The organism is Methylobacterium guangdongense (genome assembly GCF_038442355.1).
In the GTDB taxonomy this organism is placed as follows: Bacteria; Pseudomonadota; Alphaproteobacteria; order Rhizobiales; family Beijerinckiaceae; genus Methylobacterium; species Methylobacterium guangdongense.
The window spans coordinates 128,524-149,092 of the sequence record NZ_JBBXMX010000006.1 but is presented as its reverse complement, the minus strand read 5'-3'; the positions used below and the strand labels follow the sequence as shown (position 1 = coordinate 149,092).

Annotated in this window: 21 protein-coding genes and 1 pseudogene; 9 read left to right on the top strand and 13 right to left on the bottom strand. The window is 67.5% G+C overall.

Features of this window, described 5'->3' with window-relative positions; genetic code table 11:
• Positions 1-121 precede the first annotated feature (121 nt).
• Complete coding sequence (gene selD / locus AAHG09_RS14130; RefSeq protein WP_342107961.1) at positions 122-1,171, bottom strand: selenide, water dikinase SelD; 1,050 nt, start codon at positions 1,169-1,171, stop codon at positions 122-124.
• Between the two features lie 51 nt (positions 1,172-1,222).
• Complete coding sequence (locus tag AAHG09_RS14125; RefSeq protein ID WP_342107960.1) at positions 1,223-1,654, bottom strand: HAD hydrolase-like protein; 432 nt, start codon at positions 1,652-1,654, stop codon at positions 1,223-1,225.
• Positions 1,655-1,803: 149 nt separating this feature from the next.
• On the opposite strand from AAHG09_RS14125, the gene AAHG09_RS14120 reads away from it, so the two are divergent.
• From AAHG09_RS14120 to AAHG09_RS14090, 7 genes are all read left to right on the top strand, one after another.
• Positions 1,804-2,052, top strand: a complete 249-nt coding sequence (locus tag AAHG09_RS14120) for a hypothetical protein (protein WP_342107958.1) — start codon at positions 1,804-1,806, stop codon at positions 2,050-2,052.
• A gap of 184 nt (positions 2,053-2,236) precedes the next feature.
• On the top strand, positions 2,237-2,521 hold the full coding sequence (locus AAHG09_RS14115) for a hypothetical protein (protein ID WP_342107957.1): 285 nt from the start codon (positions 2,237-2,239) through the stop codon (positions 2,519-2,521).
• A 291-nt stretch (positions 2,522-2,812) separates the two neighbouring features.
• Positions 2,813-3,055 (top strand): hypothetical protein, encoded by a 243-nt coding sequence (locus tag AAHG09_RS14110; RefSeq protein ID WP_342107956.1) that lies wholly within the window; start codon positions 2,813-2,815, stop codon positions 3,053-3,055.
• Between the two features lie 200 nt (positions 3,056-3,255).
• Complete coding sequence (locus AAHG09_RS14105; protein ID WP_342107954.1) at positions 3,256-3,579, top strand: GCG_CRPN prefix-to-repeats domain-containing protein; 324 nt, start codon at positions 3,256-3,258, stop codon at positions 3,577-3,579.
• 139 nt (positions 3,580-3,718) lie between these two features.
• Positions 3,719-4,396, top strand: a complete 678-nt coding sequence (locus AAHG09_RS14100) for a metal ABC transporter permease (RefSeq protein ID WP_342107953.1) — start codon at positions 3,719-3,721, stop codon at positions 4,394-4,396.
• 197 nt (positions 4,397-4,593) lie between these two features.
• The gene (locus AAHG09_RS14095; protein ID WP_342107952.1) at positions 4,594-4,962 is read left to right on the top strand and encodes a hypothetical protein; all 369 of its coding nucleotides are present in this window, start codon (positions 4,594-4,596) and stop codon (positions 4,960-4,962) included.
• A 434-nt stretch (positions 4,963-5,396) separates the two neighbouring features.
• A complete protein-coding gene (locus AAHG09_RS14090) occupies positions 5,397-5,957 on the top strand; it encodes a hypothetical protein (RefSeq protein ID WP_342107950.1) in 561 nt (186 codons plus the stop codon).
• Between the two features lie 77 nt (positions 5,958-6,034).
• Here AAHG09_RS14090 and AAHG09_RS14085 read toward each other — a convergent pair whose 3' ends face one another.
• The 5 genes and pseudogenes from AAHG09_RS14085 to AAHG09_RS14065 all read right to left on the bottom strand — a co-directional run bounded on the left by AAHG09_RS14085 (position 6,035) and on the right by AAHG09_RS14065 (position 10,093).
• Positions 6,035-6,196 carry a hypothetical protein gene (locus AAHG09_RS14085; RefSeq protein WP_342107949.1) on the bottom strand — a complete coding sequence of 54 codons (162 nt, stop codon included), beginning with the start codon at positions 6,194-6,196 and terminating at the stop codon, positions 6,035-6,037.
• A gap of 321 nt (positions 6,197-6,517) precedes the next feature.
• Positions 6,518-6,718 (bottom strand): hypothetical protein, encoded by a 201-nt coding sequence (locus AAHG09_RS14080; protein ID WP_342107948.1) that lies wholly within the window; start codon positions 6,716-6,718, stop codon positions 6,518-6,520.
• A gap of 386 nt (positions 6,719-7,104) precedes the next feature.
• Positions 7,105-7,758, bottom strand: a complete 654-nt coding sequence (wrbA, locus tag AAHG09_RS14075; protein ID WP_342107946.1) for an NAD(P)H:quinone oxidoreductase — start codon at positions 7,756-7,758, stop codon at positions 7,105-7,107.
• 830 nt (positions 7,759-8,588) lie between these two features.
• On the bottom strand, positions 8,589-8,861 hold the full coding sequence (locus AAHG09_RS14070) for a hypothetical protein (protein WP_342107944.1): 273 nt from the start codon (positions 8,859-8,861) through the stop codon (positions 8,589-8,591).
• Between the two features lie 228 nt (positions 8,862-9,089).
• A pseudogene (locus AAHG09_RS14065) lies at positions 9,090-10,093 on the bottom strand (IS481 family transposase).
• 13 nt (positions 10,094-10,106) lie between these two features.
• Here AAHG09_RS14065 and AAHG09_RS14060 point away from each other — a divergent pair.
• Together AAHG09_RS14060 and AAHG09_RS14055 are read left to right on the top strand one after the other, a co-directional pair.
• Positions 10,107-10,424, top strand: coding sequence for a hypothetical protein (locus AAHG09_RS14060; RefSeq protein ID WP_342107942.1), 318 nt, complete (start codon positions 10,107-10,109; stop codon positions 10,422-10,424).
• A 92-nt stretch (positions 10,425-10,516) separates the two neighbouring features.
• Positions 10,517-11,704, top strand: a complete 1,188-nt coding sequence (locus AAHG09_RS14055) for a hypothetical protein (RefSeq protein ID WP_342107941.1) — start codon at positions 10,517-10,519, stop codon at positions 11,702-11,704.
• A gap of 149 nt (positions 11,705-11,853) precedes the next feature.
• Here the strand turns inward: AAHG09_RS14055 and AAHG09_RS14050 are convergent, their stop codons facing one another.
• The 6 genes from AAHG09_RS14050 to AAHG09_RS14025 are packed head-to-tail and all read right to left on the bottom strand — an operon-like array spanning position 11,854 to position 20,563.
• Positions 11,854-12,240: a ParB N-terminal domain-containing protein gene (locus tag AAHG09_RS14050; protein WP_342107939.1), complete on the bottom strand. Its 387-nt coding sequence runs from the start codon at positions 12,238-12,240 to the stop codon at positions 11,854-11,856.
• Positions 12,237-13,469: a type III PLP-dependent enzyme gene (locus AAHG09_RS14045; protein ID WP_342107936.1), complete on the bottom strand. Its 1,233-nt coding sequence runs from the start codon at positions 13,467-13,469 to the stop codon at positions 12,237-12,239. The genes AAHG09_RS14050 and AAHG09_RS14045 overlap by 4 nt, the downstream gene beginning before the upstream one ends.
• Positions 13,442-14,221 (bottom strand): HpcH/HpaI aldolase family protein, encoded by a 780-nt coding sequence (locus tag AAHG09_RS14040; protein ID WP_342107934.1) that lies wholly within the window; start codon positions 14,219-14,221, stop codon positions 13,442-13,444. Before AAHG09_RS14040 ends, AAHG09_RS14045 begins: the two co-directional genes overlap by 28 nt.
• Positions 14,218-17,625 carry an IucA/IucC family protein gene (locus tag AAHG09_RS14035; RefSeq protein ID WP_342107933.1) on the bottom strand — a complete coding sequence of 1,136 codons (3,408 nt, stop codon included), beginning with the start codon at positions 17,623-17,625 and terminating at the stop codon, positions 14,218-14,220. The genes AAHG09_RS14040 and AAHG09_RS14035 overlap by 4 nt, the downstream gene beginning before the upstream one ends.
• Positions 17,622-18,791, bottom strand: coding sequence for an MFS transporter (locus AAHG09_RS14030; protein WP_342107932.1), 1,170 nt, complete (start codon positions 18,789-18,791; stop codon positions 17,622-17,624). Before AAHG09_RS14030 ends, AAHG09_RS14035 begins: the two co-directional genes overlap by 4 nt.
• Positions 18,788-20,563, bottom strand: a complete 1,776-nt coding sequence (locus AAHG09_RS14025) for an IucA/IucC family protein (RefSeq protein ID WP_342107931.1) — start codon at positions 20,561-20,563, stop codon at positions 18,788-18,790. The genes AAHG09_RS14030 and AAHG09_RS14025 overlap by 4 nt, the downstream gene beginning before the upstream one ends.
• Positions 20,564-20,569 lie beyond the last annotated feature (6 nt).

The following is a 20,569-nucleotide window of genomic DNA, read 5'->3' as shown; positions in this document are numbered from 1 at the left end:
AGACCGCGCTACCGGCGGGCCTCGCGGAGCAGGTTCTCGGGCGCGAACGCCGAGGCCTCTCCGTGCGTCTTGTCGTGCAGGATCGGTGCGGTCGCCGGCGCGCGGGGCGGCGTCAATGCCCTCAGGCCTCGACGCGGATCGCGGCCGGGCCGGCCTCGAACCGTCCGACCATTGCGGCCTGCGCGAAGCCCGCCGCATGGCATTGGGCGAGGATCGCCTCCGCCCGCGCGGGCGCGCAGGTGACGAGCAGGCCCCCGGAGGTCTGGGGGTCGGTGAGGATGTGCCGGCGCCAGTCCGGCAGGCCCTCGGGCAGGCTCACCTGGCCCCCGAAGCTCGCCCAGTTCCGATGCGAGGCGCCGGTGACGAAACCCTCCTGCGCCAGGGCCTCGGCCCGGGGCAGGAGCGGGATGCCGTCCCCGGCGATCACGAAGGTCAGGCCGGCGCCGCGCGCGAGTTCGAGGCCGTGGCCCAGCAGGCCGAAGCCGGTGATGTCGGTGATGGCGTGGACCTCCGGATCGCGCGCCAGATCCGCCCCGACCTTGTTGAGGCGTGTCGTGGTGGCGATGAAATCGGCGTGGCCGGCGGCGTCGAGGGCCTCCCGCTTAATGGCCGCCGAGTAGATCCCGACGCCCAGCGGCTTGGTCAGGATCGCGACGTCGCCGGCGCGGGCGTCGGCGTTGCGCCGGAGATGCGCGCGGTCGCACGAGCCGATCACCGCCAGGCCGTAGATCGGCTCGGGCGTGTCGATCGAGTGGCCGCCCGCGATGGGAATGCCCGCCTCGGCGCAGGTGGCCGCGCCGCCCTTCAGGATCTCGGCGACGATCTCGGGGGCGATCTTGCCGACCGGCATGCCCAGGATGGCCAGCGCCAGCATCGGCTTGCCGCCCATCGCGTAGACGTCGGAGATGGCGTTGGTGGCGGCGATCCGGCCGAAAGCGTGGGGATCGTCCACCATCGGCGTGAAGAAGTCCGTGGTGGCGATCAGGCAGGTGCCGTCATCCAGGGCCCAGACCGCCGCGTCGTCGGCGGTCTCGTTGCCGACCAGCAGGCGCTCGAAGGGACCCGTGACCGGCTGGTCGGCCAGCAGCGTGCGCAGCACCGCGGGATCGAGCTTGCAGCCGCACCCGCCGCCATGGGCGAGGCTGGTCAGGCGAACCGGGGGCGTATCCATCGATCAATCCTCTCGTGTCGCGATCCGGGATGGACCGTGCCGGGCCCCCTGTCACCAGACAAGGGCGGGCATCCGGTACAGACGGGCGGACGCCTCCGTCGGCGGGGGCTGCGCGGTGCCGATCTGGAGCGCCGCGAAGCCGTTTCCCAGCGCCCCCGCCACGTCGAGGGCGGCGGTGTCGCCGATCCCGAGGACCCGCGCGGGCTCGACGGGCCGGCCGCGCAGGCGCTCGGCCCTGTCGAGGGCGGCGCGATAGATCAGGGCGCCGGGCTTGCCCGTCTCGACGACGCGGCCCCCGCGGGCGCGGTAGCGTTCGGCGACGAGGCCGGCGAAGCGCAGGCGCGTCGTGCCCACCGTCAGGCTCGTGTCCGGGTTGGTGCAGAGCAGGCGCAGGGCGCGCCGGAGGGCGGTCGCCAGGCTCGCGTCGAGGTCGTCGTCGCACTCCGGATAGCCCGTGCAGACGATCTCTTCGGCCGCGTCCACCGCAACCGGCGTGACCGGCAGCCCCGCGAACAGGACACGCCCCAGCTGGCGGTCTTGAGCACGTCAGCATGTCCAAACCCATCCTCTGAAGGAGCACGCACGCTTGACACGGTGCAGCCTGCCCGACTCGCGACGCGGAGGCTGGGCGCATGCAATCTCCTGTCGAGACGGTTCCTCCGCGTTCGCTGATGGTCGAGCTCATCGACTTGCTGGGCGACTTTCCGCCCGAACGAAACCGGCGACAGGCCGAGGTGCTCGGGATCCGGTTGGCGGACCTGGAAAGCAGAGCGCGCACGCAAGGGGCTCCTCCCGAGACGGTAGCGGCGATCAAGGGCGCACGTGTGCTGTTGGATCTGGCGGAACTGCCACCTATGCCGCAGGCAGGGCCGAACCCATGACGACGATACGCGGCAGGGCCTCGGCTTCGATGGGGCTCGAAGCGATAGCCCCATCGCGTTTAATCCTGCCCGCTGCGTGCGCAGAGGCACGTCGCCAAGCGGTCATCGTACCCATATCAGTCCTACGCAAAAAAATGGACCGGATAATTCGGACTGTACTGCGTGAATGAGCAAGAACCAGCCTATGAAGACTCGTATCGTCGCTGCCGTCACTGCGCTTGCGGTTACCGTAGCCCCGATCTCGTCCGCCATAGCCTCCAACGGTCTCGCTTGGGCGGGCTACGCGCCCTACGATGTCGAGACCACCGGCTCGCTCGGCGCCCCGGTCGGCGCCCCGGTCGGCGGCCTGTTCGGCTACGATAACGACCCCTACACCTGCCCAATGAGCTCGGCCGCAGAGGGCAACGCCAACCAGCAGAACTTCCCCGTCAAGCAGTACGGCCAGACCGCCGGCGGAAACCGCTGCTGATTGGTGGTGCAGGTTGAGACCATGCAGCTCAAGCTGTTGTCTTACGTGATGATTGGTGTGTTCTTGTTCGGCATCGCCATGACAATCGCCGGCTCGGCCGGTGTGCTGATGGGTCTGTAATGGCCGGGAATGATACGCGGTCCCGGTATCCTCCGAGAACAGCGAGATGATGGGCGGTGGGGTGCGAGCCCCGCCGTATTCGTGCGCGGGCAGGATGGCAGCTCGCTAAAGGCCAAGCGGAACATGCAGCGGGGAGAGTCTGTTACAGGTCGAGATCCGGAGGATGTCGCCATGAAGCACTTTATCACCGGAGGGCTCGTCGCGATGGGCCTGCTCGCCATCCCAGCCACACCAGCGCTTGCCCAGAGCATCGACATCGGACCAGGTGGCGTCAGGGTCGATCCGCGCTCGCCGCGGGAACGTGACAGGGATGAGATCCGTCGGGAAGAGCGGCGCGAAGAGTTCCGCGATGAACGGCGCGGCTCGATCCGCCGTGAGGAGCGCCTCCGTCGCGAGGACGAAGACGACGATTGATCCGTCTTGAGAGCAGACAGCCAATTTGTGCGGCGGGGTGTGATCCCCGCCGTTTTTGTGTGTCCGGTAAAGACGCGACACGAACCGCCAAGCCTATCGGGTCGATGAACGAGCCAAACAGACCTAGTTCACGGCACGGGTCGCATTCTCCTGTCACCTGTTCCGGCAAGTCCGGTCCGACGACGTCAGGAGGTTGTGTCATGGTGCGGTCCAAGGTGCTCGGAATGGCCGCGGTGATCGCGGCGGGGCTGGCCACCGCTACCACGGCGAACGCAGCACCGTTCGGGTACGGCCCGACCGACGACGGTGTGCTGATTGAGCGTGTCGCCGGCGGCTGCGGCCCAGGCTTTCATCCGAACCCGTGGGGGCGTTGCCGTCCCAACGATCGCGACTGGGGCTATGGCGGCTCCCGCGGCTACTACGGTGGTGGCCCAGGCTACGGATATGGTGGCGGCTACGAGCGCGGACCCCGTGGTTATTATGGGGGGTACGACGGCCCGCGCCGGTTCTACGGTGGGTACTGATCACGGCATTGAGCCATGGCCATGCGGAGCATGGCCGTTCATCTCACCGGGGAACAGGTGCGCGTCGGATGAAAGGCAGCGGACCCGACCGGGTGGGATCCTGCGCTACATCCTTTTGGATCGAATTCAGGAGGCTCGCGTGAAGCTGCTCATAGTACCGGCCGTCGTTGGCCTGCTGGCCCTGCCCGGCGTGGTTCTGGCCGCCTCGCCACCCGAACGCATCAGAGGCACGGTGGAGGCAGTCGACGCCGGTTCGATGACTGTCCACACGATCGACGGGGCCACGGCGACTATCGCTCTAACTAAGGACACGAAAGTCGTCTCCCTCGTGAAAGCCAGCCTCAGTGCCATCACGGACGGCTCTTTCATTGGGACCGCCACGAAGGGCGACAATCCGCCGACGGCCCTGGAAATCCATATTTTCCCCGAGGCCATGCGCGGGACCGGCGAAGGGCACCGCGACTGGGACACGATACCAGATACCCTGGCTGGCAGCGGTCGGACGAAGAGCGCGATGACCAACGGCACTGTGAAGGCCACAGCACCGGCGCCCAGGACAAGGAGCGCGATGACCAACGGTACGGTCTCCAAGAGCAGCGCTGCGAACGGTGAGCAGATGCTCACGCTGACCTACGGCAACGGCGAGTCCAAGACGGTCGCGGTGTCGCCTCAGACCTCGATCGTGGCCTACGAGCCGGCCGATCCGTCGGTCATCCGCGCCGGTGCAAAGGTCTTCGTCACCGCCGAGCGGGATGGCGACAAACTCACGGCGCTGCGTACCGCGGTAGGCAAGGATGGTGTCACGCCGCCGATGTAGGTGGCAGCGGCTGGCGGCAAGCCAATCAAGGGCGCGGCACGCAGATATCAGCGCGGCGGGATTGGTCTCGGCACGGGCGAGAAGGCGGACGTGTTGCTCGAACAGCGTCATGGCCGCACCTGAGCGTCCAGAAGGCGCTGGTACGCGTTGTCGTCTTTGGGATCGCGCGCTCGCCGCAGCTCCATCAGGACAACACGATGAACGCGCTCATGAGGCTGCTCTCCAAGATTTTTCAGTTGTTCTCTGGCGGCGGAGACCAGCGCAGAAGCCGATCGATGGCCGAAGAGAAAGACGCGGGGATCCACAAAGGTCAGACCGCAGGGCGGCCTAGAAATTTCGATGCCGATTACCGCGCTGCTACGAAGCTGCTGAAGACGCGGATGGATCAGCACTTCCCAGATAACTACCATGCCAGATTGAGCCCACGCTCGAACAGCACCCACGATCACGGCGAGGATCGCGCTGCAGCTGTCGATACGGCGTCGATCGCGATCGCGATGGCGTTGCGGAAGGGAGCGAGTGTCCGACAAGCCGCCGAGGCCGGGGCGGCCAGCGTCGGCATCTGATGGTTACAGCTGCTCCTTGCGCTCGGCCTCGGCGATGTCAGGGCTGAACGGGTGGGGCGTCGGCGGCGGTTTCCATGGTCGGGGTGATGCTTCGTTGCCAACTTTCCCCGCGCACGCTTGCGCTTGTGCGCGAGGCGATTGCCGATGGCGGCATGGCGGCTGATGAGGGTGCGGTGCGCTCAAGGCGAGGTACGAAGCCCAGACGCGGCGCTTATCCAGTGCGTTGAGGTCAGACAGAGCGGCTAGGGCCGGTGCTAGAAAGGCGGTGTCGCGCTCGGAGCCCCTCGAACATCGCCGGCTCGTGGTCCGACCCGAGCGAGAGCGGGCAGGCGGGGCAGTCGGGCGGGATCCTGTCGTGGCGCGCCGATCGCCTCGCAAACATGAGGGCGTTTACGCAGGGCGCGGCTGACCCGGTGGTGATGTAGGCCAAGTTCATGCTTTTGGAGAGCCCGCAACTCACGCAGGCCCTGCAAAACGCCCAGAGCTCGCAGGAGGCTCACGCCCTGATGGCGGACGCCTGGAAATTTGCCGGGTACAATCGCCCCGGTGGTGAGAACCCGGCTCGGCTGGCGACGACGCAAGCCTATGCCAACAGCTTCGGTGGCGGGCAGGCTCTGCCGGCAGTGGCGGCTCCTCGTGGCGGTTCGATGGGGGCGATCGCCCAGCGCGGCGGCTTCGCTCTGGGCGGTATCGTCGGGCAGGGTACGTCCGTGCCGGGGCAGTCCTCGCCCGTACCCGGCGTCGCGTCCCTGTCGGACCAGCCGCTCACGGTGGCGCCGCCCTCGACCGGCTTCCCCGACCCGGCCCAGCAGCCCAGCAACCCGTACGCCCAGATCGGCAAACGCGCTGAAGGCTGTGGGGCAGCAGAAGGGCGGCGGAATGCCGGGAGCACCGGAAGCCGGCGGGCGGCCGATCTCGCTGCAGCAGGCCCGGGCCATGTTCGACGCAGGCAAGTTCACAGCACCCTGCGGAATGCGGGCGTGCAGGGCGTGTGATGCGATGAGCCACAAAGCAGCACGGCCATGGTGTGGCCTAACCCTGCTTGCGCCCCCGATTTGGCTTGCGAACCGGGTCATTTGGCAACGCTGCTGTCAGTCGGCCCGTCGAGGACCGCCGGCACATATCGGCTGTGAACCGCAGCCATTACCTCGGGGTCTTCCAGCGCGGCGCGCAGATACCCTGCGGTCCGCTCCTCAACGGTCTCGGCCAGAGCTATCAGTTCCTCGCGGGTCATCGCCTCAGCGTCCCTCGCTATTAGGATCGGGATCAGCTCCGCTAGAGACAACTGCGTCAGCGGGGATCCGAATGGCTTTCCATGCTCGCCGCCCTCTCGGCGGGCGGGAGGCCGTGACCGAGTAGCCACATTCCTCAACCACACGTCTGACGAGGTCGAACTTCAACAATGCCCGCCTTGGCATAGCCTCGTCATAGATGAACCGCACGAACCCCGCCGGCGCGCTCATTTTCAGAGCAGGTCGCGGAGACCGAACAGGACTGCTCCAGGCACAGCGGCGCGATCTTCCGTCGCTTTGATGAAGCGCGTATGTCTACCGCTTCAGAAAGTATGTTCCTCGTCAGCCTGCCCATCCGCTTCGATGACGTGGAAAGACAATTCGCGGCTCCTGCCGGCGAGAGTGTCGAGGCCAGCTGCAACTTTGTAGTTCAATGGCTCGACGTCGTCATATCCAATGTCGGTGCTTGCGACGAACACTTGAACGCGGAAGCCGCCCTGCGGGATGGTGCAGATGAAGGCCACTTCGCAGACGGCTCCTTGTTGTGATCGGAGGTTCAGCCGTGCTGCCCGGGCATGCGCTCAAGATGGCGGGGATGGGGCGGGTGTCGAGACGGACCTTCCATCCGATCGATACGTTAAACCAGATGCACGCCCAGTCCTCGACCAGCCCTGATCGCCTTGCCTTGACGGAGGCTGCCCTCGCGGCTGCCGATAGCGTCTGGCGTGCCGAGATGCATCGGAATTATGGGCCAGATGGGGTGCTGACCTATGCCTTCTCCCCAGAGGGCCAAGGCGATCTTGGGACATCGCTCCGGCGGACCTACGAGGCTCGCCGCGTTGCGGTGGCTCTGTGGCGCCACGAGCGGCATAGGGCGCCGCGGGTAGCCTGACTCGTTAATTGGCTTGGCCTATTTGTCAATGTTGCGACATGGCATCTCGCCGGCTGCGATCAATGCGCCGGTGATCGCCACCATCCGCCGACCCTGATGGCGGATCGCGTCCAGATCCTCTGACCGTGGCGGTCGGTTCTCGGCCCCGACGATCGCGGACGCACCGTAGGGCGAGCCCGCCTCCAGCATCGCCTCGTCGGTGTAGCCGGTCGGCAGGATCACCATGCCCAGATGCGCCATTGGGGCGTACAGCGACAGCGTGACGACCTCCGAGCCGCCGTGCGGCCAGGATGCCGCCGCGAAGGCGCCTCCGACCTTGCCAGCCAAGGCGCCCCGCTTCCACTGCGGGCCGCGCAGGTCAAAAAAGTTCTTCAGCTCGGTCGCCATGGCCCCGAAGTAGCTTGGTGTGCCGAACAGGATCGCGTCCGCCCACTCGGCATCGTCGTGCGTGGGCGCTTCGTACAGGGCGTTCTGCCGAGCTGCGCTCTCGGTCCAGCCGTCGACCTTGGCCATTGCCGCCGCATCGACGACCTCTCGTGCTCTGCGTACGCGAACCTCCGCACCCGCGGCTCGTGCGGCTTCTTCCGCGGCAGTCGCAAGCGTCTCGACGCTGCCAGTGCGCGAGTAGTAGACGATGAGCAGGCGTGTCGGATTGGATGTGCTGCCGGCCATGGCGCCCTCCTTATGGATTGGCGCTACGAGTCGCAGGCTGCGGGTAGGACGGGTTACCGCCCGGGACAGCGGTGCTGTTGGACGGCGACGCCGCGCTGCCCTGACCGCTCTCGGTCCCGGTGATCTGCTTGCGTGAGGCGCCTTGACTCTGGCTCGCATAGTCCGGCGGCGAACTCGCACCTTGCCACATCATTAGCCCTGCTAGCGCTGCCAGCATCAGGCTTACGCTGACGATCAGGACGAAGAGGGCCGGCCTTCCACGCTTGCCCTGGCGGCCGTCCTGCCCGGAGAGTTGTTCTGCCACCGATGAACCTCGCTCACCCGTACAAACAGGTGCGAAGATGCAACGGGTCATCTCGATCAGAGATCCGATCCTGTGGCGCTATGGCTTCCAGATTACTGCGTGCGTAGCGAAGTGACCCCGCGGGTTTGCATACGCAGGTCCGTTTCGAGGTCGCCTGCCACCTGGTGCAGCGCTACTGCCGGCAGGCGCAGCGGGGAGCTGACGAGCTGAGCCTGCCAATCAGCGGAGTCAGTTCACGGCGTCATCCAGATCCCGAGACCTAACGTCATTCCAATCGCAGCGATGGCTACAGAGAACACCGGCACGGTCCACCGATGGCCGTCGTGCCCGCGTGCCGTATCACGCACACGTTCCGACGCTGCTTCGTTCGCATGAGAGAATTTCATGGGTTGCGATGTTGTAGGGGCCCCACCAGCTTCATCGCATGTGCCGAGTTGTGCTGCTCCAACATGGCCGTGATTGATCTTGCCCACGACCCAGAGATTGCCGCCCCTCGGGTCAGAGCGCGCGATAGGCTTTGCCTGTCTCATTTCGCGGCCGGATCAGTCCGCTGCTTATTGCCGGATGCAGGACTCGGAACGTTGCTCCTAGCAACTACCGCCATATCAGTTAACGGTGAGTGGAAGCCGCTCATCTTCGGATGTGCGGCGAAGATCTGTCCAGTCATCAGGATGACCAGGGCCGCACCCATCAACCCCATACTGCAGATCACGCCGTAAAATAACGGCATCGCGGGGCCGCCGTGTTGACCGTTCTGACTGGAATGCCGTTCTGCCACCGATGAACCTCGCTGATCCACGACTGCGGATCCGCGGGCGCAACAGGTGGTCGACGCAAGAGGTCCTCCTCTGCGGCGCCATGACCATCGGCCCGATCTATGCAGGTCGCCTAAGGCCCCGCTGATCAGACACTGCCGCTGGAACTTAGGTCAGTTGCTCACGCAGCTCGGCACTCTCGGCAGCCAAGGCCAGCAGCAGGACGGTCATCACATCGCCCCTTCCTGCTCCCGCGTACCAAGACAGCGCGTCTAGATGTTCGGTCCCGGCATGTGGTGTGACGGATCGAGCCTGAAGCGTTCGGGCTCTTTCGTCCAGGTCTGGCAGATGAACTCGTAGGGCGTGAGGCCGCGCAGGGTCTTGAGCCGGCGGCCGTAGTTGTAGGCATCCACAAAGAGCTGCAGGTGCTGCCGGAGTTCGTCGTGGTTAGCGTAATGGTAGCGCTTGACCGTGCCGTCCTTGATGGTTCGGTTCATCCGCTCGACTTGACCGTTCGTCCACGGGCAGCGCGGTTTGGTCAGGCGATGCTCGATCTTCGTCTGCTCGCTCGCCCAATCGAACGAGTGCCAGCGGTAGATGCGCGGCCGATCCTGGGTCGCCCAGTAGGCCGCCGCCTTGGCTTCGGCCTCCTCGTCCACCGGATGATTGTCGGCGAACTGGATGCCGTTATCCGTCAGCACCGTGTGGATCGTGTACGGCACGGCGGCGACCAGATCTTGTAGAACTCTGCTGCGATCCGTTGCGTCGCCTTCTCGTGCAGTTGAACGAAGGCAAACTTACTCGTGCGGTCGATAGCTACGAACAGGTGTAGCTTGCCCTGTTCGGTGCTGACCTGCGCGATGTCGATGTGGAAGTAGCCGATCGGGTAGGCCTTGAAGCGCGAGCGCTTGGGTTTGTCGCCGTCGACATCCGGCAGGCGGCTGATGCCGTGACGCTGCAGACAGCGATGCAGCGACGAGCGGGTCAGATGCGGCAGGCTCGGTTGCAGCGCGTAGAGGCAGTCGTCGAGCGGCAGCAGGGTATGCCGCCGGAAGGCGACGATCACCGCCTCGTCCTCCACGCTGAGCACGCTGGATCGGGGCTCCTTCGGTCCCATCCGGGCATCGGTGCTGGTCTGGCGTGAGCGCCACTTCTGCACCGTCGTGGCGCTGATCCCGTAGCGCTTGGCGGCGGCCCTCACGCTCTCTTGACGAGCTTGGATTGCCCGACGGACCGTCTCAGTCGTCGTGGCGCTGCCGTGGAGAACCTGTCCCATAGCGCGTCCCTCCATGCAGCATCAGTTGTACCATCACACAGCGGGACCAAACATCTATGCCCTGGCCCTTTTCACGATCATCATCCTCGCGGCCGGCCAGATTAGCGCGTTGCCGGAGCAGGCACTCGGCTGGCTCAGCCACGTGATCGAGCGGCGCGCCGTCGGACAAGCAGCTTCCTCTGCGCTCCCGGCAAGCCTCGGCCACAGTGCCGCATCCCGTGGCTTCCGGAACATTGCGAAAGACGCCGGACAAGCTGGACGGCGCGTCAGCCAATGGTGGACCCGTCGCAAGCAGTTAAGGGGCGGCAGCTCGCCCTCGGCCGGATTCTGAGGGTCGCTATGCGGTGGGATCACCCGCCGGCAGTCGCGGCGCATTTCGCGATCTGTGCGGTCCTTGCTCTGGCCGCGAGTGGTGCTCCGTTCGTGCCGGAGACGATCCTTCTGTACGCCGGTGTGCGCTACTTACGGCACTTCCTCTACCGCAACCGTCTCTGGCAGGCGCCCGCTCGCGTGCCTCTTCACCTCGGCCGCCAGGGCTATCGTGACGTGACCCTGCGCCGACGCGGTGCGGCGACCTGGTCGATCGGCACCACCGTCCCGGACGGTCAGCAGGTCTGGCTGTTACGCGAAGACCTCGCTCGGGGCAGCGTCTACATCGCCGAGGATCACGCATGGCATGAGGAGATGACCGTACGCCTCATCCACGGCGCTTACCTGCACCAGACGGGCGCCATCATCGTCCAGGCTCACGATGCGCCGGGCTTGTGCCCTCGCTTCGTGGAAGTCGCACGGCCCTTCGGCCGTGACGCGGAGATTGCCGCAGTCAATTTTCATGATGCACGAACGGCGCCGCTACACGTGACCGAATCTGCCATCATGGCCGCGCTCGCCGACCGAGGCCTGACGCCGTCTGCATATGCTCTCGCGCGGCTCCTGCTGCCCATCCTGTCTTGGCTTGGTCCTCGCCTGTCTTCCGAGCCGCTGACCTTGTTCCCCACCCTCCTCGATTCCGCCCTCCTGGAGGATCTCGCTTCAGGGTCGTTGCGCCTCCGCGGGATTGATCTCAGGTCGGCCGATGCTCAGTCAGCCCTCGCGTCGCTCTTGCGACCTCTGGACGAGATAGCAGAAGATCATCGGGCGCAGGCGTGTAGTGAGCTTCGGCCTTATGCTCGTGAATTGGCGGCTGCCTCAGGTCTGTCGATATCGCGCGGTGTGGACCTGTCTGCCGCCATGGCATCCCGTCGGATCACCTGCATCCGGCCTTCGTCTTCGTGGACCACAAGGCTCGTGACCGCAGCTTGCATCGAAGCTCTGGCGACTTTTGATCCCAAATCGTTATCCGATGTAATTTTGCACATTGCCGGCCCGGTCCTATCCGCCTCGCTGTCGGACTCGGTGTTAGCCGACGCAGCCAAGCGTGCTGGAGCCGTTATTTCATTCGGGGCATACGGAAATGACAACATGTCAGATTTTATCAAGGCGTGTGATATCAAGATCATTGTTAATTGCTTGACGAAAAGTGATTCAAGCAATCTGAATGCGGTTCACATTGATTTTAAAGATCGGTATGTCGAATTAATATCCCATATATACAAATTTGATGGAAGTTAATTGTTGATAATATATTTGCCATAGACTTTTTATGCGTCTAATTTGCCAGAGCGTTATTTAATATAAGCTCGTAAATATTTCGCGCTACGTATCGCATTTTTCTTTAAAATGATAAGCGTCTTTGCGTCGACATAATAAATTCGTCGGGTCTAAATGAGTTGCCTTAAATTCATGACTGCTATCTCGAACGTTTTAAAGCTGTGCCTTGTCGTCTTTGGCGGATAGAGGAGGCCGTTGAGCGCGCGACGGAGAACATCTTGACGTGTGGGTGTAATCTCAGGACGCCACGAAGCGAGTTGCACGGTGGTGTAATCGAAAAATCGCACTGGCACACGCGCAAGGCCGAGCTGGAGTGCGGCGTTCAGGCGGTGATGACCGTCCAAGACCGCAAGAATGTTGTTCTCCACGCAGATCGGCTGGGTCCACGCTTGCCGATCCAGGATGAGTTCGATCACCTCACCGACTTGGGTTGGAACGATCTCCTCCGTCGGACGCAGGAGGGACGGAGGGACGAGCTCGATCTTCCCGATGCTCATGCTGGTACCACCCTGCCTTCGTCGAGAAAGAGCCGCTCCGGATGCGCATGACAGAGGAAATCATGGTGGGAGATGTCCCAGCCATAAGCTCCCGCCATTTGGAAGCAGACGAGATCGCCGACGCGCATCCGATCCACCGCCACGTTTCGCGCGAGCACGTCCTTCGGTGTGCATAGCTCGCCGGCGAGCGTGATGTCCGTGTCGACGAATTCCGGCCTTCGCCACGGATGGGGCCACGGATCCCGAGGGATGATCCGGAAGGGATGATCGTGCGACCATGAACTCGGCAGGCGGAAGTGATGCGTGCCGCCGCGCAGGAGCGCGAAGGCGCGATCATGCGTCCGCTTCAGGTCGAGAACTTCGCAGAGATAGGCCGCGTGGTAAGCGGCCACGATGCGCCCGCACTCGAACTGGATGCGCGGGCCCTGCGCGAGTTCCGGGCCGAGCGCCCGCGCGAAGCCCGCCACGTCGAAGCGCCAGTCGAGATCGGCGTAATCGACACCCCAGCCGCCGCCGAGATTGACGATGCGAAGATCGACGCCGTGCGACCTAGACCACGCCCGCGCGAGCCGCAGTTCGGCCGCACAGAGCGCCGCGTGCCCGGCCGCATCCCGGTTGTTCGAAACTGTGTGGAAGTGGAAGCCCTCGAAACGCAAGGCCGGGCACGCATCCAGCATCGCGATCGCATCGGCGATCGATCCTTGCTCGATGCCGAACTGGGTGGCGCTGCCGCCCATCGTCAGGGTCGCACCCGGCACCGGCCCGGCGAGGTTGACGCGGAGCAGGATCGGGAGGGTCGCGCCGGCCCGCGCCGCCACGGCGTTCGCCAGCCGCATGACGTGCAGGCTCTCGACGTGCAGCCGCTCCACGCCCTGGGCGAGGATCAGCCGGACATCGTCCTCCGTACGGGCCGGTCCGCCCATCACGATCCGGGCCGACGATCCGACGGAATCGCGCACCCGCAGCACCTCGCCCGCGGAGGCGACCTCGAAGCCGCTGACCCAGGGCGCGAGGGCGCGGAGCACGCGGGGATCGTTGTTGGCCTTGACGGCGTAGAAGAACTCGGTGCCGGGCGGAAGCGGCGCGGTCAGGCTGCGGATCTGATCGCGGAGCGCGCCGAGATCGTGCAGGAAGGCACAGACCGGTTTCTCCGCCTGGGCGGCGAGGGCGACGTGCTCGGCTGATGGTCTGAACAGGGTCATCATGCAGGTCCAGCTGAAGCGCGCCACGCACGATCGGCATCGCTCAGAGCGCGACGCAGGAGACCGCGATCGTTGGCCGCGATGAAGCCGCGCACGCCCTCGGCCAGCAACCGGGGCACATCGGCATCCGCGCGCGGAATGGCGAAGGCGTGGATGCCGGCCGCGCGGCACGCGCGTGCCACGACCGAACCGGCCGCCGTCACCGCGGGTGCGGAGGTCTGCCAGGGCAGGCCGATCGCCTGAGAATAGTCCGCCGCTCCGAAGAGGAGACCGTCGATGCCGTCGAGACCCGCGATGCCGGATGCCGCCTCCAGGCCGGCGGGATCCTCGATCATCGCGATCACCAGCGTCTCGCCGTTGAGGCGCGCGGGCATGCTGGCCAGGTCGCAGGCCCCGTAGCGCCCGAGCCGCCCCGCGTTGAGGCCGCGGCACCCGCGGGGTGCGTGGCGGGCCCGGCGCACCCCCTCGTCGGCCTGGGCGGGCGTGGACACCCGGGGCATGACGATCCCGGCCGCGCCCGCATCGAGGCACTGCAGGATCCTCTCGGAGCTCGCATCCGGCACCCGGACGAGGGCGCTCACGCCAGCCCGGTCGGCCGCCGCAAGCATGTGCTCCAGGGCGGCCCCGTCGATCAAGGTATGCTCCAGATCGATCAGCACGTAATCGAACTGCGCGGCGGCTGCGATCTCGACGATCTCCGGAGCCGGGATCGACATGAACAGGCCGCCGGCCGCCTGACCGGCGTCGAGCCGCGACTTCAAGCGCAGGCGGGCGGTCATGCCAGAGCCCGCGCGAGCGGCGCCAGAGGGTTGGTAACGCGACGGCCGTGGGCGTTCGCCGGATCGATGCGGCGCCGGGCGAGATCCTCGACGACGAGCGTGTCGGCGGCGAGACGGTAGCGCAGAGCGCCGGCCCGGGCGGCGGGATGCAAGGCGCAATGCTCCGCAAGGGCCGCGACCACGCGCGCCCAGAAGCGGTTCTCCGGATAGCCGAACCAGCGGTCGAAGCAGTAGCCGATCTCGGCCAGGTTCACGCCGAACAAGGCATCGACCATGAAGTCGCGTACATCCTCGACGTCCTGGGCCTCGACGTAGGAGTTGGCATTGACGCGGGCGTGTTCGGGCGGCGTCGGCGCCAGGACCGGCCGCCGGTCCAGGTGCTCGGGAATGAAGCGGATCCCGTCGTGGAAGTCCTTGAGGGCGACGCGGCTCGGCCAGCCCTCCTGGTGGAAGAGCACCATGTTCTGCTGGTGGCTCTCGACCGCGACGCCGTTGGCCAGGAGGAGATGTACGACCGGGAGCATCGCGACGGCGAGAAGCCGGTCGAGCCAGGGCTCGACCCCGTACCGTGCGATCCAGCCAGCGACGAAAGGCTTGTCCCCGTCGCCATGCGTCAGGGCCGTGAACGGCACGGCCCGTTCACCGGCGCGCAGGTGCGGCGTCACCGGATCGCGCCAGATCGCCGCGAGAGCCCCGCGCAGCGTCCCGGCCCGATCCCAGCTCGGAAGGGCAGTGACCGCGACGCCCATGCGCTCGGCCAGGAGCATGGTGCCGCTCGCGCGCAGATAGGCATCGTCCGCGGCGATCCGAGCGAGCCAGGCGCTGATGATCGGCGCGTTGAGCACCGTATGAGGAGCCAGCGTGCGCGCCGTCGAGGTGTTGCGGATCGAGAGCGCCAGCTTCAGCGAAGGAGCCTCGGGTGCCGTACGATCCGCGAGGGTGCGGATCGATTGCTGAGCGCCGTAGAGGTGCGGCGCCGGGCCGAGGAGGACGAGCCGCCCGGCATTGCGATGCGCCTCGGTGCCGGCCTCAGCAACTTGGCGCCACTGCCACGGGTGGACCGGCAGAAGGAAGAAATCGTCCCGTCGGCCATCGAGGCGGGCCTCGAAGGCGGAACGCGTGCGCGGGTCGAGGCTCCGCGCGATCAGGTCCCCGTCCTGCCGGTCTCCCGCCGCGATCGAGCCGGCCACGGCGATGGAGCGGTGGGCCGCGATCCAGAGCGGACGGATCGGGCGTCCGAATTCCGGGCCGTAGGCGCGGTTGTCGGCCGGCGTGAAGCCGATGCGGGATTTGAAGCAGGGATGGTAGCGATGCCCATCCTGCAAGGCACCTTCCAGCGTCTCGTAGGGGAGATCGGCGAGCCCGCCGCCCGTTCCGTGAGCCCGTGAGGCGGCGTGGTTCCCCTGCGTGCGTGCCAGTTCTTCCGCGAAGCGCCCGTGCGTGTCCGCCTCGCCCGGCAGATCCGGCAGCAGGTCCGCCAGGAAGGCCGAGGCGTCGGTGACGGGCTCGCCATCCTCGACGAGGCTGCCGGGCTCGACCAGGAAGCGCCCGTAGGCGCGCGTGCGCCGCGCCCGGGCTCGATAGGTCGTCCGGCGGGTCGACGGGCTGATCGCGACATCCAGGCGCTCGTCGGGGCCGTCGAGGCCGACCATGGCCTCGGGCAGGAGATGCTCGTGCAGCAGGGCGCCGAGGAGTTGCGTGGCGACGCGCTGGCCCGCTTCGTCCCAGGCCCGCGATCCGGTCCGGGCATCCGCCCGGCGCAGCGGATTGGCGAGCGCGACGTAGGTGGGCCGCTCTCCACGGCCGGCGAGGCAACTCGTGAGGTTTGCCTTGGCCGGAAGGGTCGGGGCGCTCAGAAGCCGCGAGACGAGCTCTGCGGTCGCATCATCCTCGATCGCATCGGCGAGGGTCTCGGCAACGACGCGCCAGAGGGGTGCTTCGCCGCTGCGCGCCGCCCGTGCGACGGTCGCGACCACATGGGCGACTTGGTTGACGACGAGGTAGTAGAGCAGGCGCTCCCAGGCTTCCTGCGCGCCGTAGAGCACCGCCGGATCGAGATCCAGACCGGGCGCGAGACGCGCGAAGCGCCCAGGATCGATGCTGGCGCCTTCGAGGTCGCGCAGGACGAGGCGCACCGGCAGGCCGTCCTCAAGGACGAGAAGGCTGTTCTGCGCGTGCGCCTCGACGCTGATGCCGGTCCGGGCGAACAGGCGCAGCGGTGGTAGGAGGGCGATCCGCGTGTAGGCGCGCAACCAGCGTTCCGCCTCGGCGACCGTTGCCAGGGGACACCCCATCGCGGCCAGGATCGGCAGCCCGTCACGTGGTGAGGGCTCGAGCAGGCCCGCGATCACGAAGGCGGGCCGAGCCGGTCCCTCCCGTACTAGGACGCCCGTCACCGCATCGAGCGTATCGTGATCGAGCCGGATGGCTCCCGGCTCGCTCAGGATGTCCAGGCCGCAGGCGGACACGGTGTCCCGGACGGAGGCGAGGGCCCGCGAGGCGGCTATGCTGCGGGCGAGGTGCTCGCGGCTGTTGGTGCGGGCGAAATTGGTGATCCGCGCCGCTAACGCCAGCTTGAGGAACAGGTTCTCCCGATGTGCGAAGACGGTGCGCACGGAGGAGGTCGGCGTCACGAGGTCGCCGGAGGGAGACGTCAGGGTTAGGCGGCCCGCGGCGACGAGGGCCGAGACGTCCGGGTCGGCCTCCAGCCGCGATGCCTGCCAGGGATGGCATGGTATCAGGACGTGGCCCGCAACCTGCGCGTCGGGCAGCCCCGACAGGCGCGCGAGGGCGGCACCGACCTGTCGCTCGCTCCCCGGGTCGCGCCAGAGAGCCGCGGCAAGATCGGGAGACGCGATTAGCCAGCGCAGGCGGAACGACGCCGCGCGTTCGGGCGCGTAGCGATCGGTATCGGCCTCTGAGAAGCCATCGACGCTTTTTGCCAGCGGATGGAACGGGTGGCCGTGCCAGAGGCCTTGCTCCAGTGCCATGGGTGCCCGGTCGAACGGCCGGGCGGCGCAGGCGCGGGCATGCGCGAGGGAACGGCTGAGGCTGTCGAGAAGACGCCGCTTCGTCGCCTCACGCACCGGCGTCGCCTCGGGGGCTGCGGCGTCGAGCATCCGGCGCGCCAGCGCGGCGGGATCGTTCAGATCCACGAGCCGACCCTCGGCGGTCCGCAGCCGAACGGGATCGCCCCACGCGTGGAACCCGCCGGGCGAGCGGCGCAAGCAGAACGCCAAAACAGTCTCCTCACCAAGGGGGATCGCGCAGATCTCCCCTTCGACCGGATCGATGTCCGGAGCGTATTCACGCAGCCACGTGTTGAGCAGCCGCTCGACGGCGAGAGCGGCGTGGACGGCGGCAACGGGATCCGTCGACAGGTGGGCGGCAGGCGAACGCGTCATGGTGTCGGGCACCGGGCACTCCGAGGACGATGGGCCGTTGCAGCCAGGGCAGCGGCGCCGGCGAGCGAGAGTCCGGCTGCCGCGAAGACGGTGCCGGACGGGCCGAGGGAGGCGAGGGCGAGCCCCGCCGCGAAGGGGCCGATGAGCTGACCCACCGTCAGGCTGGCCCGCGCGCGGGCCAGCCTGACGGTGCGGCTCGGGCCGAGCGCCTCGACGGCGGCGAAGAGCGCGGGCGCCTGACCGGCGAACAGCGCACCCTGTAGGAGACGAAGCGCGACGATGCCGGCGAGGCCAGCGCCGAGCGGCACGGCCGCGAAGGTCAGACAGCAGCCGATCAGCGACAGCCCGAGGGCGATCCCGGGCGAGGCGCCGTCCAGGCCACGGGCCCAGAGGGGCAGGACCAGCAGGGCGACGAGCCAGCTCAAGCTGTGCAGCAGGCCGATCAGACCGGGGGTGTAGACAGCGGGATCGTGCGCGGTCGCCCAGGCCGGGAAGAAGGCGACGAACGCGAACGCCCCGGCGCTCCCGCACATCCCGGCACACAGCAGGGATAGCTCCTGGCGCTTGGTCCGATCGTTCGGGGACGCGCCGTCGGGCTCGGCCCGCAATTGGCGGCCGGCTGCCGCGGCGGCGAGCGTCACTGCCAGGAGGAGGCCGCCGCAGCCGAGCATCAGAAGGCCGAGAAGGCCGCGCTCGAAGGCGAGGCCGCCGGCGAGCGGTCCGAGCAGACAACCCGCCGAGACCGCCTGCTGCATCAGCGCGAAGCCGCGGCCGGCGGTGCGGCTCGCCGCCCGGAAGGCGAGGGCCAGCACGACGCCGCCTCCGGCCAAGCCCTGGACGAAGCGGGCGACGAGCAGCATCAGCGGATCGGAGGCGAGTGCGATCAGCACGCAGCTCGCCGCACTCAGCCCTCCGGTCCAGCCGATCAACGTGGGCAGCGAGAACCGCCGCGCGAGCCCAGTCCAGGCCGGCGTCATCACCAGGGTGGTCACGGCGGGCGCCGCGAGCGCCGCGGCGGTCCAGAAAGCCGGCGCCACACCCATCCGCGCGATGTGGAGGCCGAGAAAGGGGAGCAAGGCCAGCGGCGGCGCCGTCACCGCGAGCTGCAGCAGCACCAAGGCCGTCAGGCCGGCGACCCCGATCCGCGGGCTCGTCACGGCCGTCACGAACGCTCTCCCAGGAAGAGCGGGTTTGCGGCGCGTCCGAGCCGGCTCGGCATCGAGGTGGTGAGCGTCGAGGCGGCGAGGAGCGGAGTCAGCACCTCCTTGAACGGCGCCGTCGGACGGTCGAGAAGACATGTGGCGACGAGCGCCTTGCGTTCGCTGGGCGCGCCCGCCTCGGCGAGCACGCCCCGGACGGTGGCCACGAGGATCCGACGGCCCGCATTGAGTGTGAAGCTCGTTCCCGCCGCCGCGAAGGCTTCGGCGATGGCGCGCAGGGCGACATCGATCGCGAGCGTCTGGGCGTAGGCGAGGAGTTCGTCCGGCCGGGGCAGCAGCAACGAGTTCCGGTGCGGATCGGTAATCAGATAGGGGGGGACGGTCAGCCCGCTCTCGATCAGCCAGCCGGGCGCGCACCGCACGGTGTCGTGATCGCGCAGGATAAGGTGGCAGGGCCGCCCATCCGCGAACGCCAGGAGGGCATTCTGACCGTGAAGTTCCGGAACGAAGCCGAGGCAGGCACTTCGGAGAACCGTCCCGAGGACGAGACCGGCGATCTCGGAGAACAGATCCGCGAGGTCGGGCGCGTTCCCCGCCACGGCCCGCGCGGCCGGTGGCACGCCGCCGTGCGGCGCGACCGCCAGGCTCGCGAGGGGGATCACCGCCGCGCCGCCCTCAGGGATGTGGCGCAGGACGCAGCCGAGGAGGGCCGGGCGCTCGGCGAAGAGGTCGCCGTCCCGTTCGGCGAAATGCCAGAAGGCCGTCTCATCCGCGAGGGCGACGGACCGGGACAGCCACGGATCGCGCGCGAGGCCTGCGGCCAGGAGGTCGGCACCGTGCAGGCCGTTGTGAAGCGATTGCGGCGGCAGCAGGCGGCGCACGCCGAGCGTGCGCACGTCGAGGGGCAGCTTCAGATGCAGGCCGGGTCGGGCCGGGAACGCGACCGTGCGGAGCGACGAGGTCGCGGCGACGAGGGGCCCCCGGAAGTCGAGGGCGACGAGGCGCCCGTCGCCGAGTTCGGGACCGAAGCGCCCGGGGAGCACATGGGCGGCCTGCCAGGGATGGATGGGCAGGGCGACGTGCGAGGCCGCGAGACCGCGTCTCGCCATCTCCTGCCCGAGCAGGGCGTGTTGCTGCGGGTCCAGGATGGCGGTCGCCGGCCCCGGCTGACCGGCATCGGGCGCACAAGCGAGGTGATCGCGCGCGAGCGCGCACCAGGACAGGGCGAAGAACCGGCCCGCCTCCGCGCCGTAGGCGAGAACCTTCGCCCGGTCGAGGCCGTGCCGGGAGCGGGACAGGGGATGGAACGGCCGGTCCCGCCAGGCCGCGAGGCGCTCCCAAACGATCGGATCGTCCGGATCTGTCTCCGTCAGGAGGGTGTCGACCCACCCCTCCCGCGTGGAGAGCTCGTCGCCGATCCGCGTCATCTCGGCCAGGGTCCGGGCGCGGATGGCCGAAGGGAGATCGGGCAGGCCGTCGAGCACGTGCGCCAGCAAGGCCGACGCGTCGAGCTCCGCGCGGGTCGAGGCCGTCTCGAAATGCGCCGCGCCGGCCAACCGGTAACCCTCCCGCCAACCGTCCGGCCGCACGCGGGCCCGGAGATGGCCCGCACCGAGGGCGAGCGCGTAGTCCCGCGTCCCGTCCGCGGATGGGGGTCCGAGGGCCGCACGGCTGCGGAAGCCGGCGACATCCTCGATCCAGAGCGCATCGAAAAGCTCGGCGCACAGGTCCTGCGCGCGGTTCAGGGCAGGCGCTGGGGCGACCGTCGATGAGGACATGAGGCC